We start from the raw sequence: 16,154 nt of genomic DNA on the forward strand, positions 1-16,154 counted from the left end.
CATCACCTCCGGAATACCGTGTTGCGCATCCGGCGCCACGGGCGCCGCGCACGAGGAGGTGCGACGTGGATGTCCTCTGGTGGATCATCGGTCTCGGCGTCATCGCCATGATCGTCGTCTTGTCGGTCAGGGCCCGCGGCAATTCGCGGACGCCGCCGGAAGACCCGGCGGCCGAGCGGGCCGCCCAGGAACAGGCGAGGCTCGAGCAGGAGGCTCGCGACCGGATCGGGCCGGGTGAAGGCAGCGTCTGACGCTCGCCTCCGTTCTCAACCGCCTCCGCACCGTCGCGGGCGCCGCAGGCGCGCGAGCCGGCGCCCATCGAGTAGTTTCGGGCGTTCTGCTCTCAGCGGATCCGCGCGACATCCGATCGCCCGCTGGGTAGCCTCGCGACATGGACGCGATCCGGCTGCAGACGACCGAGCGGATGCCGCGGCGCGGCGCCGAACGCGAGCGCTCCCCGCTCTGGCGAGAGGCGCTCGGTGCGTTCCTCCGGCGCGAACGGCTCGAGCAGCGCCGCATCCTGTCCGATGTGGCCGGAGCGGCCGACGTGTCGACGCAGTACCTCTCCGAGATCGAGCGGGGGCGCAAGGAACCCTCGAGCGAGATCCTCGCCGCCGTGGCCGACGCGCTCGGCCTGACCCTGCTCGACATCGCCGCCGGCGTCGCGGGCGAGCTCGCACGCGACGAGGTGGCCGCAGCACCGAGGCCGCTCGTGCTGCTCGACCTCACGGCACGCGGCGGGCACTGGCCGGCGCATCACGAGACGTCGGCGCCCGTCGCGGGCTCGATCCACGACGTCGCCCTCGTCGCCTAGCCCGCGACCGACGACCTAGCCTGCGATCGCCCGGGCCTCGGGCCGCTGCGCTGCGACCACGCGGTCGACGAGCCCATACTCGACGGCGCCCGCCGCGTCGAGGATGAGCTCGCGGTCGGTGTCGTGCCGCACCTGCTCGGGCGAGCGCCCGGTGTCGTGGGCGAGCACCTGCTCGAGCTCACCGCGCACGCGCAGCACCTCGTCGGCGTGGATGATGAGGTCGGGGATCGACCCGCGCCCCTGCGTCGAGGGCTGGTGCAGCACCGCCCGGCCGTGCCGCAGGATGCCGCGCAGGCCCGGCGCCCCACCCGCGAGCAGCACCGCGGCCGGCCCGCCCGCCTGGCCCACGCACGTCGTCGCGACCGCGGGCCGGATGTGCTGCATGGTGTCGTAGACCGCGAGCGCCGCCTGCGGCGAGCCGCCGGGGGAGTTGATGTAGAGGTGCACGGGCGACTCCTGGCTGTCGGCCTCGAGGTGCAGCAGTTGGGCGATCAGCACGTTCGCGACGCCGTCGTCGATCTCGGTGCCGAGCGTGATGATGCGCTCGCCGAGCAGGCGGCTGTACACGTCGACCGTGCGCTCGGAGTTTCCACGTCGTTCGGTCACGTACGGGATCGTGTAGCCGCTCATGCGAGCACCCCCTGGGCCGCAGCGGCTGCCGGATCCGCGAGGCGGTGCGCCGCGGCATCCGTCTGGAAGCCCGGACCGAGCATGCGACCGCGCGCGCCGGGATAGATGTCGACCGCGTCGTGGACGATCCGGTCGATGAAGCCGTACGCGACGGCCTCCTCGGCCGAGACCCACCGGTCGCGCAGCGAGTCCTCGGTGATGCGCTCGATCGGCTGTCCGGTGTGCTCGGCGAGGAGGCCGAGCATGGTGTCGCGCGTCTCGCGGAGGTCGTCGGCCTGCAGCTCGACGTCGACCGCGGTGCCGCCGATGCCGGCCGAGCCCTGGTGCATGAGGATGCGCGCGTGCGGCAGCGCGACGCGCTTGCCCGGTGTTCCGGCCGAGAGCAGGAACTGGCCGGCGCTCGCGGCCATGCCGATCGCGACGGTCGCGACGTCGTTCGGGATCGCCTTCATGACGTCCATGATCGCGAGCATCGCGGTCACCGAGCCGCCGGGGGAGTTGATCCAGAAGGCGATGTCGCGTTCGGGATCCTCGGCCGAGAGCAGGAGCAGCTGGCTCGTGAGCCGGTTGCCGAGGTTCTGGTCGAGCTCGGTGCCGAGCACGACGACGCGCTGGCGGAACAGCTGGGTCGAGAGGTCCGCATCGATCGGATGCAGCGGGGCCTGGGTGTCTTCGCTCATGCCTCCAGCGTGCGCCGGGCGGATGCCGCGGGCGAGCGTTTCCTCCGTGGGCAGTGCTGCCCTGGGCGGAACGACGCGTTCGGTGCGTGGGGGATGCCGCTCGGGCGACCCTCTCGTAGGATCGGTGGTGCGCTTCGGCGCCGCCCCCAACCCGATACCCGACGGCCAGGAGTCCGAGTGACGACACCCGTTGACGACCCGACCCCCGGTCGTCGTGCGGCAGCACGTGCGCCTTCGGCGATCCATCGTCGAGAATCCGACGGCGGTCGGTTCCGGTACCACGTGTGCTCGTTGGAGCCCGGCGGCGAGTACGAGGAGACCATCGTCGAGGTCGTTGGCGACCAGGGCTCCCGCTACTTCGCGACCGATGACGGCGCTCGCATGACCGAGGTCTCCGAGCGGTACGTCGCCGTGCGGCGCATGAGCGAGATCCGGTCGATGCACGAGCTCGACCTCGACGAGATGGCCGAGCTCGAAGACGAGCTCGGGTTCGAGCGCCAGGTCGCCGGGCACGATCCGCTCGCCGACCCCGCGTGGACCGAGTTCCTCGACGAGGCGGATCCCGCCCGCCCGACCGGGCCCGTGACGCCGCTCGCAGCGACCGCGCCGCAGGTGCCGCACACTCCGCACCACGCGTCGGGGCCCGTCGCGCCGATTCGTGCGGTGCCCGTGTTCGTGCCGCCGGTGGTGACCCGGCGCGAGCCGGCGCCCGAGCCGCCCGCACCCGAGCAGCCGGCGCCCGAGCAGCCGGCGCCCGAGCAGCCGGCGCCCGAACATCCGGCGGCCGACCGACGCGAGCCCGACCTGCTCGAGCCCGACCTGCTCGAGCCCGACGAGCGCATCACGCTCGAAGACCTCACCGAGACGCCCGAACCGGCCCGCGCCGCTCGGGCCGAGACCGACCCTGCACGCAGTACGAGAGACGAGCACATGACGATGGATTCCGAAGCCGACTGGACCTTCGAGCAGTTCGAGGCGGTGGTCGCGGGTTCCGCGCCGGCTCCCGCGCCGGCTCGCCAGGCTCCGACGGCACCGGTCGCTCCCGTGGCGCCCGTCACCCCGATCACGCCCGCGGCCGCAGTGCAGCCCGCGGCGCCGACCCCCGTGGCATCGGCTCCAGTGGCATCGGCGCCCGTAGCCCCGACTCCCGTGGCCCCGGCTCCCGTCGTCGCCCCGGCGGAGGCATCCGCTCGTCCGGCTGCGTCGGGCGCGACCGCTGCGGCCCTGCAGATCGGGCTCGCGCAGGGCATCGCGTTCGTCGCGCACCGCGGGCAGACCGATCAGCTCGGTGCCGAGTACATCGACCACCCCGGCCGCGTGGCCGAGACGTTCGACCCGGTCACGCAGTCCGTCGAGGTGGCAGTCGCCTGGCTGCACGACGTGCTCGAAGACACAGACCTCAGCGCTCAGCGCCTTCGCGAGGCCGGCGTCTCGCCCGAGGTGATCGCCGCCGTGCAGCTGCTCACGCGCACGCCCGACGTCCCAGAGGCCGACTACTACGCGCGCATCCGCACCAATGCGGTCGCGCGCAGCGTGAAGCTCGCCGACATCGCCGACAACTCGGCGCCCTGGCGGCTGCGCAAGCTCGACCATGAGACGCAGGCTCGCCTGACCGAGAAGTACGAGAAGGCGCGCGCCGCGCTCTCCTGACCCCGCGGCCGGCTCGGCCCGCTCCACCGTTCCCGATCAGGCGTCGGCGAGCTCGCGTCGCACCTGCTCGGCGGTCGCGATGAACGAGCGGGCGATGGGCCGGGGCGTGCGCGCAGTGCGACGGAGCAGTGCCCAGCGCACCGGCGGCGCGTCGTGGAACGGCACGTACGTCACGCCGGGCCACGGAAAGTAGCGCCGACCCTCGTCGGGCACGGGGCAGACGACGCCGCCCTCGGCGACGACGGCGAGCACCTCGGAGAACGTGAAGACCGGCGAACCGCGCCGGATCGGGCGCCCGGACGGCGTCTCGGTCGGCATCGCGCCGGCCAGCCAGGTGTCGGGTGCCGCGATGGCCGGGACGACGAGGTCGCCGAGCTCCTCGAGCGAGACCGAGTCGCGTCCGGCGAGCGGATGCCGCGTGGAGACGATCAGGTTGAGGGGTTCCTCGCGCAGCACGCAGCCGACCGAGAGGTCGGGCTCGTCGACCGGGAGCCAGTTGATCATCAGGTCGACCTCGTCGTGCCGCAGCGGGCCGAACGGGTCGGCGAAGAACACCTCGCGGAAACGCACCTCCGCGAGCGGATGCGTCGCGCGGAAGGCCTCGAGCACGGGAGCCAGGTCGTGCGCCTGTGCGCCCATGAGCCCGATCGTGAGCTGCTGCGAGTCATCACGTGCTGCAGCCCGCGCCGCGGCGATCGTCGCCTCGATGCCGTCGAAGGCGGGGCGGAGCCCGGAGCGCAGCGTCTCGCCGACCCGGGTGAGCGTGACCCGCCGGCTCGTGCGGGTGAAGAGCGGCGCCCCGATCTCGGTCTCCTGGGCGCGGATCGCCTGGCTCACGCGCGAGACCGAGACGTGCAGCCGTTCGGCCGTGCGACCGAAGTGCAGCTCCTCGGCGAGCGTGAGGAAGATCTCGATGTCGCGGAGTTCCATGGGGCCTCTCGACCGTGAGTGCAGGGCTCAACGATCGTAGTGCGATCGCCCGTTGATCGCCCCTGCGCACGCTCGGAGGATTGAGCACGCATCGGACAGGCGGGAAATTCTTTGGTATTCAGTGTTGCTATCTACCGGTACTCATGCTTACTATGTACCAGTAGTCAGCAACACCGAGTAGCAGAAGGAGGATTCCATGGGCAAGCAGACGACCGAGATGCTGAAGGGCACGCTCGAGGGCATCGTCCTCGCCATCCTGGCCAAGCAGCCGGCGTACGGGTACGAGATCACGGCCCGGCTCCGCGACCAGGGCTTCTCCGACATCGCCGAGGGCACCATCTACGCCCTGCTGGTCCGCATCGAGCAGCGCGGCCTCGTCGACGTCGAGAAGGTCCCGTCCGAGAAGGGCCCGCCGCGCAAGGTCTACGCGTTGAACGCGACGGGCGGCGAGTACCTCGAAGAGTTCTGGAGGACCTGGAGCTTCCTCGCAGAACGCATCGAACAGCTCCACCACGACATCCAGCCGAAGCACGACACAGAAGGAGCATGACCATGGCCGCGAAGTGGATCGAAGCCCTCACCGGCTCGCTCGAGCAGAAGAAGCAGTACAAGCAGTACAAGGCCCGCATCGCAGCGCTGCCCGAGCCGTACCGCACGGCCGCGAACGCGTTCGAACGGTACTTCATGTACCAGGGCGGCATCACCGACGGCGACCCCGCCGTGATGATGACGATGCTCGGCGACTTCGCCGACCTGTGGGAGCGCGCCGCGGTCGACGAGACGCCCGTCAGCGCCATCGTCGGCGATGACTCGGTCGCGTTCGCCGAGGCCTTCAGTGAGGCCTACGTGGGCAAGCGCTGGGTCGACAAGGAGCGCAACCGCCTCACCAAGACGATCGAGGGCCTCGAAGGGGCCGAACGGAAGGACGAGCGATGACCACCGCAACCCAGCCCGCACCCGCGATCCGGGTGCAGGGCATCGAGAAGTCCTTCAAGGACCTCCAGGTGCTGAAGGGCGTCGACTTCGACGTGCAGCAGGGCAGCATCTTCGCCCTGCTCGGCTCGAACGGCGCCGGCAAGACGACGCTCGTGCGCATTCTGTCGACGCTCATCAAGGCCGACGCGGGCAACGCGACGGTGCACGGCTTCGACGTCGCGGCCAAGCCGGGCGACGTGCGCGAGTCGATCAGCCTGACCGGGCAGTTCGCCGCGGTCGACGAGGTGCTGAGCGGTCGAGAGAACCTCGTGCTCGTCGCGAAGCTGCGCCACCTGAAGAACCCGGGTGCCATCGCCGACGACCTGCTCGCACGGTTCTCGCTGACCGAGGCGGGCGGCCGCAGGGCCGCCACGTACTCGGGTGGCATGCGCCGTCGACTCGACATCGCGATGAGCCTCATCGGCGACCCGTCGATCATCTTCCTCGACGAGCCGACCACGGGTCTCGACCCGCAGGCGCGCATCGAGGTGTGGCAGACCGTCAAGCAGCTCGCCCAGGGCGGCACGACCGTGCTGCTCACGACGCAGTACCTCGACGAGGCCGAGCAGTTGGCCGACCGCATCGCGATCCTGCACGAGGGTCGCATCATCCAGAACGGCACGCTCGCCGAGCTCAAGCAGCTCCTGCCGGCCGCGAAGGTCGAGTACGTCGAGAAGCAGCCCTCTCTCGAGGACGTGTTCCTCACCCTGGTCGGCGCACCGAGCGCCGGCACCGCCTCGAACGGAAAGGACGCATCATGACTACGCACGTCCTCGGCGACACCCGTGTGCTCACGGGCCGCTCGCTGACGCACATCCTCCGCAGCCCCGACACGATCATCACGACCGCGGTCACCCCGATCGCGCTCATGCTGCTCTTCGTCTACGTGCTGGGCGGGGCCATCAACACCGGGTCCGACGAGTCGTACATCAACTACATGCTCCCGGGCATCCTGCTGATCACGATCGCGTCGGGCATCGCCTACACGGCGTACCGGCTCTTCCTCGACCTGCAGGGCGGCATCTTCGAGCGGTTCCAGTCCATGCCGATCGCGAGGTCGAGCGTGCTCTGGGCCCACGTGCTCACCTCGGTGGTCGCGAACCTCGTCTCGGTGGCGATCGTCATCGGCGTCGCACTGCTCATGGGCTTCCGCACCGGGGCATCCGTGGGCGCATGGCTCGCCGTCGCCGGCATCCTCGCCCTCTTCACGGTGGCCCTGACCTGGCTCGCCGTGGTCGCCGGGCTCTCGGCGAAGACGGTCGACGGTGCGAGCGCGTTCAGCTACCCGCTGATCTTCCTGCCGTTCATCAGCTCGGCGTTCGTGCCGACCGACAGCATGCCCGCCCCGGTCGCCTGGTTCGCCGAGAACCAGCCGGTGACCTCGATCGTCGACTCGCTCCGTGCGCTGTTCGCCGGTCAGCCGGTCGGCGGCGACATCTGGGTCGCCCTCGCCTGGCTCGTGGGCATCCTCGTGGCCGCCTACATCTGGGCGATCGCGATCTACCGCCGCAAGTTCAGCTGAGCGGATGTCTCACCGCCGGCCTTCGCGTCGGACGCCCGAATCGCCCCGACCTCCCACTGCGGAGGCGGGGCGATTCGGCGTTCGGCGCTCGATCATCCGTCGTGGTCGTGGTCGTGGTCGTGGTCGTGGTCGTGGTCGTGGTCGTGGTCGTGATCCTCGTCCTCGAGGAGCATGCCCACGGAGGTGGCGCAGGCATCGCCCTTCCACGCCTCGATGCCCTCGCGGATCGCGAAGACGGCGATGACGAGACCTGCTGCCGGGTCCGCCCACCACCAGCCCAGTGCGGTGTTCAGCAGGAGCCCGATCAGCACGGCCGCCGAGAGGTAGGCGCAGATGAGCGTCTGCTTGGAGTCCGCGACGGCGGTCGCCGAGCCGAGTTCCCGGCCGGCCCGGCGTTCGGCGTACGAGAGCATCGGCATCAGTGCGACGCTGATCGCGGTGAGGACGATGCCGATCGGGCTGTGCTCGGCCTCGCCGCCGCCGATGAGGGCGACCACCGCGGAACCGGTCACGTACGCCGCGAGGGCGAAGAACGCGATCGCGATGACCCGGAGGGTGGGCTGCTCCCATCGTTCGGGCTCGCGCCGCGTGAACTGCCAGGCGACCGCCGCGGCGGAGAGGACCTCGATCACCGAATCGAGCCCGAACCCGATCAGGGCGATCGAGGATGCCGCGGTTCCGGCTGCGAGCGCGACGATCGCCTCGAGCACGTTGTAGGCGATCGTGATCGTGACGATCAGCCGGATCCGGCGATGCAGGAGCGCGCGACGTTCGGCATCCAGCGCGGTCAGCATGTGCATGTCTCCCCGTCGCAGCAGTCGGGTTCGACGTGCAGCACGACGCGCAGGAGCTCGTCGAGCGCAGGGGCGAGATGCGGGTCGGCGAGGCGGTACCAGGTGCGGCGTCCGTCGGGGACCGCTTCGACCAGGCCGCAGCCGCGCAGGCAAGCCAGCTGGTTCGACATCACCTGTCGTGAGACGTCGAACGCGTCGGCCAGTTCCGACGGGGTCGCGGGCGCCTCGCGCAGTGCGAGCAGCACGCGCGTGCGGGTCGGATCCGCGAGGGCGTGTCCGAAGCGCGCGAGCGCCGCGGTGTGGGTCAGGCCGGCAGTCGAGGGCATGGCCAAATAGTACAGCGATTCGTGTATCAATTTCGGGTGCCCCGCTTGGGGCCACTGCTCTGCGGTCGACCGCCGCTGGATCCGCGCTCGGCGCTGATCCGTCGGCGGCTTCGGGCAGGCTCCGTCCCTCCGCCGGACGGCGCGATCAGACGACGTGCACGGCCGGGCGTCGCTTGAGGTCGGATTCCGCCTCGCGGAGCACCTCGCGCGTCACGGGTGCCACCTCGCCCACGCCCGTGATGAGGTACCGGAACATGTTCGAGATCGGGTTCCCCTCGGTCCACTCGCAGTACACGGTCGGCACCACGCCGGTCGCGTCGCGCGCGGCGAGCATCACCGCCGCGATGGTGTTCGGCACGTTGCCGCTGCGGACGCGGAGCACGCGGTAGCCGTCCTGCTCGGAGCCGACCACGCGCAGGTCCTCCTCGAAGTCGGAGGAATCCGACGGGTGCACCTCGAGGAAGACGGTCCGCGCCCGCGACGGGATGTTGCTGTACCGCCGCTCGTCTCGATCCTTCTCGGCGTAGGCGTCCCGCCCGTCGGAATGCGGTTCGTGCGCGATGAAGAGCAGTTCGCCTCGATCCGCGTCGTCGGCGATGAAGGTCATCGCCAGTTCGTCGAACGCGACGGTGGGTGCGCGCAGCTCGAAGGATCGCCCGATGCGCGAGACGGTCGAGATCACGAGGATGCCGAGGATGAACAGCGCGGCGATGCGCAGGCCGTCGGGTCGTTCGACGACGTTGAGCACGGTCGTGTACGTGAAGACGAGCGTGATCGCGCCGAAGCCGATGACCTGCGGGCGCTGACGCCGCTGCCAGGCGGAGATCGTCACCGCGACCGAGGCCGAGGTGATGAGCACCAGGACGCCTGTGGCGTACGCGCCGCCCTGTGCGTCGACGTCGGCTTCGAACACGATCGTGATGAGGAAGGCGATGAGGGTGAAGACGAGCACGAGCGGGCGCACGGCCCGCGCCCATTGGGGCGCCATGCCGTACTTCGGCAGGTACCGGGGCACGAGGTTCAGCAATCCCGCCATCGCCGAGGCGCCGGCGAACCACAGGATCAGGATGGTGCTGACGTCGTAGACGGTGCCGAACCCTTCGCCGAGGTACTCGTGGGCGAGGTACGCGAGTGCTCGCCCGTTCGCCTCGCCGCCGGGCTGGAACTCGGCCTGCGGAATGAGCAGGGTCGTCGCGAAGCTCGACGTGATGAGGAAGGTGCTCATGATGACGGCCGCGGTCGTGAGGAGCCGCCGGGCGCCGCGGATCCGCGTGACCGGGCGATCAGGGGGATCGGAGGGCGAACCGTGGATCTGCGGCATGACCGCGACACCGGTCTCGAAGCCCGAGAGGCCGAGCGCGAGCTTCGGGAACACGATGAGCGCGACGCCGACGACCAGCCACGGGTTGCCGTGCTGCGTGAACAGTGCGGACCACCAGTCCTCGACCACGAGCGGGTGCTCGAACACGTGCCAGAACGAGACCGCGATCACGACGAGGTTCAGCGCGAGGAACACGGCGACGAGTATCACGGCGACCCGGATCGCCTCCCGGAAGCCCTTCAGGAACACGAGCCCGAGCAGCGAGATGAGCACGAGCGTGAGCCACACCTGGGCGCCGTCGAAGAAGTCGGGTGCGAACGGGTTGGCGATCGCGTGGGCCGATGCGTCGGCCGCCGAGAGCGTGATCGTGATCATGAAGTCGGTCGCGGCGAAGCCGAGGAGCACGAGCACGAAGAGCTTGCCCGCCCACCAGGGCAGGAGCCGCTCGAGCATGGCGATCGAGCCGGACCCCTTGAAGCTCTCGTTCGCCACCCGGCGGTACACCGGGAGCGCGCCGAGCAGGGTGAGCGCGACGAGCACGATCGTGGCGAACGGCGAGACGAGCCCGGCGGCCAGTGCGGCGATGGCGGGCTGATAGCCGAGCGTCGAGAAGTAGTCGAGACCGGTGAGGCACATGACCCGCCACCACGAGTGCGTCTGCTCGACCTGCTTGGCGTGCGGCCCCTGGTGGGCGCCACGGTCGTCGACGAGTCCGGTCATGAGCCAGCGCCCGAGCCGGGATCGAGGTGCCGGTGCGTGCGCGACCGGCACGACGGTGGTCGTCGGCCCGGTGTCCTGCGCTTCAGCCGATTCCATCGCTGCTCGGCCGTCGTTCTCGGTCACGGATCGAGCGTAGTTCGCCCGTGCTCTCCGCCCCGGCTCATCGCGTTAGGAAACCGTTAGGATTTCGGACCGGCTCCTGATCGCTCGTCGCCTGCGCCGCCGGCGGCCGCGTGCGCTGCGGTTCGAGACGAGCGGATGTCGATTCCGCCCGAGCCCGTTCGACGCTTGAATGAGAGCGGATGTCGCGTCTCACCCAGAACGAACCTCGACCGGAAGCGAGCAGCACCATGCGTCCCATCATCATCACCGCGTTCGTCAGCCTCGACGGCGTCATGGACTCCCCTGGCGGCGGCGACCACCCTCGTGCGGGCTGGACCTTCAAGGAGGTGCCGTTCGTCGCCGAGGCGTACGAGCTAAAGGGAACCGAGCAGCTCGAGGCATCCGCGATGCTGCTGGGCCGGCAGAGCTACGACGAGTTCGCGCCGATCTGGCCGACCATGGACGAGTTCGCGGAGTACAACGCGATGCCGAAGTACGTCGTCTCGTCGACGCTCGAAGACCCGGAGTGGAACAACACGCAGGTGCTGCGCTCGCTCGACGAGGTCGCGGCACTGCGGCAGGGCGAGGGCGGGCCGATCATCGTGCACGGCAGCGCGAAGCTCGGGCAGGGCCTCGCGGCGGCCGGCCTCGTCGACCGCTACCACCTGCTGATCTTCCCGGTCACGCTCGGCTCGGGCAAGCGCCTCTTCGACGGCAACGCGACCGGCACGCTGAAGCTCGTCGACCAGGCCGCCTACGACAACGGCATCATCAAGGCCGTCTACGACGTCGAGCACTGAGCGACGGCAGGGCGAGCGGATGCCGCCGGCGGGCGACGAGCTTCCGTTGCCGCCGGGCGGCAGGCCGAGTAGCCTCCGATCGCCCGCTCGTCGTCGACCGGATCGGAGCCACCGTGCCTGCAGCAGCCCTTCCCCCGAGCGGTGACGTGCCCGCGTCGGGGTCCGCGAAGACGTGCGACGCCCGCGGCATGGCCGAGATCCACCGCCTGTTCAAGGTCGGCTTCGGCGAGGCGCCCTCGCTCGTCGGACACGTGAGCGACGGCGACGCCGCACACGCCGAGGTCGTCGGCGACCACCTCGCGATGCTCTCGACGAGCCTGCATGCGCATCACGAGGGTGAGGACGCCATGCTCTGGAACCGTCTCGAGCAGCGGGCGCCCGGGTGCGCGATGCACGTCGAACGCATGAAGCGGCACCATGCGCAACTGCTCGTGCACCTGACGGCGCTCGACGCCGCGCTGCCGGCCTGGCGTGCGAGCGGGCGACGTGCGGATGCGGCATCCGTGCTCTCGGCGATCGAGGGGGTGAACGAGGCGCTCGACGTGCACCTTCCCGACGAGGAGGCGAACATCGTGCCCGTGATGGAGCGCACCTTCACCCAGAAGGAGGTCGAGTGGTTCGGCGAGCACGGGCGGGCCGCGACGCCCAAGGGCAAGACGTTCGTCATGCTCGGCTCGATCCTGGCCGCGCAGCCCGACGGCGGCGACGAGTGGATGCGTCGCAACCTGCCTGCGCCCGTGCGGGGCATCTGGCGGGCGTTCGGCCGGCGCACCTACGAGAGGAACCGCGCAGAGCTGCTCGGAACGCGCTGACCGCTCCGGAGGCGCCGGGCCGCGGGCCGGCGCGACGGGAGGAGATCCCGAGCTCGGGAGGGCGATTCGCGAACTTCGGTCCTCCTGAGCTCGGGATCTCCTCCCATCGTGTCGACGTCGTCGACGGTAGGGATGCCGCGGCGGGCGTCAACCGATCGCGACCGTGTCGCCGACGGCGACGCCACCCCGGTTCTGCGGCACCAGCAGCACGCCGAACCAGGTCTTGCCGTCGCGGCGGCGGAACTTCGAGAGCGTGCGGATCGGCTCGAATCCGCGTTGCAGCGTGTAGGGGTCGATGCCCGTCATCATGCAGCGGTCGCAACCGCCGGTCACGCGGAACCGCACATCGCCGATGGTCACGAACCCCCACTCGTCTTCGGCGAACGGCTCGTCGCCGTCGACGACGAGGTTCGGCCGGAACCGCAGCATGTCGAGCTCGGGTGCGCCCTCGTCGGTCCAGGCGTTGAGGGCGGCGAGCGAGGCCTCGGTCGTGAGCAGCAGCGGGGCCGCGTCGGCGAGCGACATGCGGTCGCCGTCGAGGCCGCCGTGCTCGTCCTTCACGGGGCGCACGGTCGGGTCGGGCTGCCAGACGAGTCGCACCGACTGCCCGATGCGCGAACTCAGCCAGTCGTCGGCCTCAGGGCCGGCGGGCAGGGCGGTCGCCTGGCGGGAGATGCCCACGGCGACGGGTTCGGCGTCGGTCGGCACGTCGACGCGCAGCGGGTCGGATGCGGGTTCGGACGCCGCGCCGCTCAGCAGCACGCCGCCGTCGGCGAGCAGCTCGGACCGCAGCCCGAGCATGACGTTGCGCTCTCGCGCCGTGACGTTGCGCCCGTTCTCGTCGACGACGGCCCACCGACGATCGCCTGCGAGGCCCCACGGCTCGACCTGCGCCGAGGCGACGTCGAGGCCGCCGAGCGACTTCACGGGGTAGAGGCGAACGCGGGTGAGTTGCATGCGAACACGCTACCCGCCCGCCGGCGCCCCGCCGCGCCGAGCGAGACCCCGGCCGTGGGTCGGGCCGCGACGGTCCGGCGACCGCTGCCGACGCACGAGCAGCGGGGCCGGTCTCCTCGGAGACCGGCCCCGCCGGTGCTGTCGTGCTGTCGTGCTGGATGTCGCCGCCTAGCGGCGTGCGCGGGCTACTTGCCCACCGCCTTCAGGGCGTTGACGATGCCGTTGCCGTAGAACCCGTTCTGCGAGAGCTTGCCCTCGCAGGTGTGGGTCGCGGTGAGCGTCGCTCCGGCGGGCGTGATGCGCGTGTACGTGAACGCCGCCGGGGTCGGGCATGCCGTGTCGACCGCGGTCTGGCGCAGGCGCGCGTCGACGATGGCCGGGGGCAGGTACTTGCCGCCGCGGATCACGTCGGGGATGCCGTACTTGCTCACGATGAGCGCGGCGACGCCCGTGGCGTGCGGAGAGGCCATCGACGTGCCCTGCAGGTACTGGTAGTACCCGCAGGTGGTGCCCGCCGCGTCGCAGCTCTTCACGACGCCAGGGATGAGCACGTTGCCGGCTTCGTCGATCGCGCCCGACTCGAGCGCGAGCGCCTTCGGGTACGCCGCGAGGATCGCCTTGCTGATGTCGCGCGTGTTCGTCGGGGTGTCGTAGACGTCGCCGCCGGGAGCCGCGACATCCACGTAGCCGTTGCCGTAGTCGGAGTAGTACGCCTTGCGCTTCGAGACGCCGGTGCTGCTCACCGAGATGACGCCCTTGCCTTCGCTCGGCATCGAGGTGCAGGTCGCGGGGTCGAGCAGGTCGCGCGTGTACGCGATCTCACCGGGGGTGTCGGCGAAGTCGGGGCTGCCGGTGTCGCTGATGACCTTCGTGTAGTCGGTCGCGCCGTTGCCCGCTGCCGAGACGAGGGTCACGCCGCGGGCGCGGGCGAAGTCGAGCGCGCGCTGCATGGCCTTCACGATCGTCTGCTGCTCCTGCTGGTCCGCAGCGGAGTCGGCCGGGTGGCTCGCGCAGTTGAACAGCCACGGGTCGACGTAGTAGCTCATGTTCACCACGTCGACGCCGATCTTGCCCGCGTACGTGAGGGCGTCGACCGAGGGCTGCAGGAAGAAGTAGCCCGAGTCCTGGCCGGCCCGCAGGTTCACGAGCGTGACGTTCGGCGCGACGCCCGCGATGCCGATGCCGTTGATCGGCGAGCCGATCGTCGACGCGACGTGCGTGCCGTGTCCGTCTTCGTCGACGTTCGCGGCGTCGTTGCACGAGCCGTCGGCCTCGTCTTCGCACGGGCCGTCGATGACGTCGCCGTTCGCGTCGAACGGGATGTCGACCGTGAAGTTGCGGCTCTTCGCGTTGTCGAAGTTCGGGGCGATGTCGGGGTGGGTGCCGTCGACGCCGGTGTCGAGGATGCCGACGAGCACCTTCTTGTTGCCGGGTTCGACCTTGTACGAGCCGTCGACCGTGGCGCCGATCTGCTGCATGTCCCACTGGAGCGAGGCGAGCGGCTCGGCGGTGAGCGTCTTGCCGTTGCCCTTCTTCGCGGCAGCGCCTGCGGGCGTCTTGCCGCCGTTCTGGCGGACCTCGGCCTCGGCGGCGTCGAGCTTCTTCGCCTGCTCGCCGCTGACGGCGTCGTCGGGCACGTCGGCGATGACGCGATTCTGGGCCGTGCCCTCGATGGCGCCCTGCGCGAGCGCCTGCGCCTCGAAGTCCGACTCCGTGGTGCGCACCGTTGCGACCCCGACGTCGGTGTTCTCGTTGACGATCGTGCCGCCGGCCGCGGTGACCGCGGCCTTCGCGGCGGCCGACGAGGTGCCGGCGGTGAAGAGCACGACGAACTCCTGTTCGCCCGTCTCGTCGCCGACGGCGGTCGTGAACGCGCTCGCCGGTGCGGCGGCCAGGGCCGTCAGGGCGAGCGCGAATGCGGATGTTACGGCGATGGTGCGGAATCTACGCATGGTTCTCCTTCACATCGAGCGTGATTTCGAGAGCCTCCCACCCGCGGTGGTCGCAGATCAAGGGAACGCACGGATGTCGCGCGCGACGCGCAGATCCTGCATCGAAACGCGGTTCGGGTCGCGTTTCCCTCGCGAAGCCGCTCCGCCGAGAGCAGCATCGCCCGCTGGTCGTGGAGCGGAGCGGCTCGAGACCGATGGGGTCCCGAGCCGGCGCCTGCGCGCCTCCTCGACCGGCGGGCGATGCGGTGGTTGCGCGGCGACCGTTACGCGGCGACCGGCGCGAGCGCCGCGCGAAGGCCGTCGACGAGCGTCGTCGTCGGGCGGCCCGTGAGGCGCGAGACGCCACCGGTCGGCACGTCGAGCACGCCCTGGGCGATGCCCGCGTCGATGCCGGCGACGAAGCCCGCGAGCCCTGCGTCGAGACCGGCGGCTTCGAGTGCGGCGACATGCTGCTCGGTCGTGAGCGGCGTGTACGCGACGTCGCGCCCGAGCACCTCGGATGCCGCCGCCGCGAGGTCTGCGGAGGTCCACGCCTGGTCGCCCGAGAGCTCGTACACCTCGCCGAGGTGGCCGTCCTCGAGCAGCACGACGGCTGCCGCGTCGGCGAGGTCGGCGCGCGTGGCGCCCACGATGACGCCGTCGCCCGACGAGGCGGCGATCACGCCGGAGTCCGCGGCGCGCGCGACATCCGTTGCGAAGTTCTCGATGTACCAGTTGTTGCGCACGATCACGGAGGGCACACCCGACGCGGCGATGAGTTCCTCGGTGGCCTTGTGCTCGGGGGCGAGTGGGTAGTCGGCCGTGCTCGCCTTGGGCGCGCTCGTGTAGACGAGCTTGGCGACGCCGGCCGCCTTGGCCGCGTCGATGACGTTGCCGTGCTGGGGCACGCGCTGCCCGACCTCGGATCCCGAGATGAGCAGCACGGCGTCGACGCCCTCGAGGGCGGGTGCGAGGGTCTCGGGCTTGGAGTAGTCGAGCTCGACCGTCTGCACGCCGCGAGCCGCGACATCCGCGAGCTTGGAGGTGTCGCGTGCTCCGGCGACGATGCTCGAGGGCTCGGCGCCGCGGGTGAGGAGGGCGTCGACGACGAGGCGGCCGAGCTGGCCCGAGGCGGCGGTGACGAGGATGGTCATGAGGAGCGGTTCCTTCCGATTGGGTACGCCGGGTGC

At 70.6% G+C, this 16,154-nt stretch carries 18 protein-coding genes; 9 read left to right on the forward strand and 9 right to left on the reverse strand.

Features of this window, described 5'->3' with window-relative positions; translation table 11 throughout:
- The first annotated feature begins 65 nt into the window (after positions 1–65).
- Complete coding sequence (locus tag BM342_RS13730; RefSeq protein WP_092967167.1) at positions 66–251, forward strand: hypothetical protein; 186 nt, start codon at positions 66–68, stop codon at positions 249–251.
- Between the two features lie 140 nt (positions 252–391).
- On the forward strand, positions 392–814 hold the full coding sequence (locus tag BM342_RS13735; protein WP_255368807.1) for a helix-turn-helix domain-containing protein: 423 nt from the start codon (positions 392–394) through the stop codon (positions 812–814).
- A 15-nt stretch (positions 815–829) separates the two neighbouring features.
- Here the strand turns inward: BM342_RS13735 and BM342_RS13740 are convergent, their stop codons facing one another.
- Positions 830–1,444, reverse strand: coding sequence for a ClpP family protease (locus BM342_RS13740; RefSeq protein ID WP_092967169.1), 615 nt, complete (start codon positions 1,442–1,444; stop codon positions 830–832).
- Positions 1,441–2,124, reverse strand: coding sequence for a ClpP family protease (locus tag BM342_RS13745; protein ID WP_092967171.1), 684 nt, complete (start codon positions 2,122–2,124; stop codon positions 1,441–1,443). The genes BM342_RS13740 and BM342_RS13745 overlap by 4 nt, the downstream gene beginning before the upstream one ends.
- A 177-nt stretch (positions 2,125–2,301) precedes the next feature.
- Here BM342_RS13745 and BM342_RS20200 point away from each other — a divergent pair, with 177 nt between their 5' ends.
- Positions 2,302–3,774: a hypothetical protein gene (locus BM342_RS20200; RefSeq protein WP_255368809.1), complete on the forward strand. Its 1,473-nt coding sequence runs from the start codon at positions 2,302–2,304 to the stop codon at positions 3,772–3,774.
- A gap of 36 nt (positions 3,775–3,810) precedes the next feature.
- Here BM342_RS20200 and BM342_RS13755 read toward each other — a convergent pair whose 3' ends face one another.
- Entirely contained in the window at positions 3,811–4,704 is an 894-nt protein-coding gene (locus BM342_RS13755; protein WP_092967173.1) for a LysR family transcriptional regulator, read from the reverse strand.
- Between the two features lie 196 nt (positions 4,705–4,900).
- Here BM342_RS13755 and BM342_RS13760 point away from each other — a divergent pair, with 196 nt between their 5' ends.
- The 4 genes from BM342_RS13760 to BM342_RS13775 are packed head-to-tail and all read left to right on the forward strand — an operon-like array spanning position 4,901 to position 7,201.
- The gene (locus BM342_RS13760; RefSeq protein ID WP_092967175.1) at positions 4,901–5,254 is read left to right on the forward strand and encodes a PadR family transcriptional regulator; all 354 of its coding nucleotides are present in this window, start codon (positions 4,901–4,903) and stop codon (positions 5,252–5,254) included.
- 2 nt (positions 5,255–5,256) lie between these two features.
- A complete protein-coding gene (locus BM342_RS13765) occupies positions 5,257–5,640 on the forward strand; it encodes a DUF1048 domain-containing protein (protein WP_092967177.1) in 384 nt (127 codons plus the stop codon).
- Positions 5,637–6,440, forward strand: coding sequence for an ABC transporter ATP-binding protein (locus tag BM342_RS13770; RefSeq protein WP_092967179.1), 804 nt, complete (start codon positions 5,637–5,639; stop codon positions 6,438–6,440). Before BM342_RS13765 ends, BM342_RS13770 begins: the two co-directional genes overlap by 4 nt.
- Positions 6,437–7,201, forward strand: coding sequence for an ABC transporter permease (locus BM342_RS13775; RefSeq protein ID WP_092967181.1), 765 nt, complete (start codon positions 6,437–6,439; stop codon positions 7,199–7,201). The genes BM342_RS13770 and BM342_RS13775 overlap by 4 nt, the downstream gene beginning before the upstream one ends.
- A gap of 92 nt (positions 7,202–7,293) precedes the next feature.
- On the opposite strand, the gene BM342_RS13780 is transcribed toward BM342_RS13775, so the two are convergent.
- From BM342_RS13780 to BM342_RS13790, 3 genes are all read right to left on the reverse strand, one after another.
- Positions 7,294–8,001: a cation efflux transmembrane domain-containing protein gene (locus BM342_RS13780; RefSeq protein ID WP_092967183.1), complete on the reverse strand. Its 708-nt coding sequence runs from the start codon at positions 7,999–8,001 to the stop codon at positions 7,294–7,296.
- Positions 7,989–8,321 (reverse strand): ArsR/SmtB family transcription factor, encoded by a 333-nt coding sequence (locus BM342_RS13785; RefSeq protein ID WP_092967185.1) that lies wholly within the window; start codon positions 8,319–8,321, stop codon positions 7,989–7,991. The genes BM342_RS13780 and BM342_RS13785 overlap by 13 nt, the downstream gene beginning before the upstream one ends.
- Positions 8,322–8,466: 145 nt before the next feature.
- Positions 8,467–10,458: an APC family permease gene (locus BM342_RS13790; protein WP_369823196.1), complete on the reverse strand. Its 1,992-nt coding sequence runs from the start codon at positions 10,456–10,458 to the stop codon at positions 8,467–8,469.
- Positions 10,459–10,712: 254 nt separating this feature from the next.
- Here BM342_RS13790 and BM342_RS13795 point away from each other — a divergent pair, with 254 nt between their 5' ends.
- Positions 10,713–11,264, forward strand: coding sequence for a dihydrofolate reductase family protein (locus tag BM342_RS13795; protein ID WP_092967187.1), 552 nt, complete (start codon positions 10,713–10,715; stop codon positions 11,262–11,264).
- Positions 11,265–11,377: 113 nt separating this feature from the next.
- Positions 11,378–12,076 (forward strand): hemerythrin domain-containing protein, encoded by a 699-nt coding sequence (locus BM342_RS13800; RefSeq protein ID WP_092967189.1) that lies wholly within the window; start codon positions 11,378–11,380, stop codon positions 12,074–12,076.
- A gap of 147 nt (positions 12,077–12,223) precedes the next feature.
- Here the strand turns inward: BM342_RS13800 and BM342_RS13805 are convergent, their stop codons facing one another.
- The 3 genes from BM342_RS13805 to BM342_RS13815 all read right to left on the reverse strand — a co-directional run bounded on the left by BM342_RS13805 (position 12,224) and on the right by BM342_RS13815 (position 16,118).
- Entirely contained in the window at positions 12,224–13,033 is an 810-nt protein-coding gene (locus BM342_RS13805) for an MOSC domain-containing protein (protein ID WP_092967191.1), read from the reverse strand.
- 185 nt (positions 13,034–13,218) lie between these two features.
- Positions 13,219–14,985 (reverse strand): S8 family peptidase, encoded by a 1,767-nt coding sequence (locus BM342_RS13810; protein ID WP_092967193.1) that lies wholly within the window; start codon positions 14,983–14,985, stop codon positions 13,219–13,221.
- A 263-nt stretch (positions 14,986–15,248) separates the two neighbouring features.
- Positions 15,249–16,118 carry an SDR family oxidoreductase gene (locus BM342_RS13815; RefSeq protein ID WP_092967195.1) on the reverse strand — a complete coding sequence of 290 codons (870 nt, stop codon included), beginning with the start codon at positions 16,116–16,118 and terminating at the stop codon, positions 15,249–15,251.
- Between the last annotated feature and the right edge of the window lie 36 nt (positions 16,119–16,154).

Source organism: Agromyces sp. CF514 (assembly GCF_900113185.1).
Taxonomy (GTDB): Bacteria; Actinomycetota; Actinomycetes; order Actinomycetales; family Microbacteriaceae; genus Agromyces.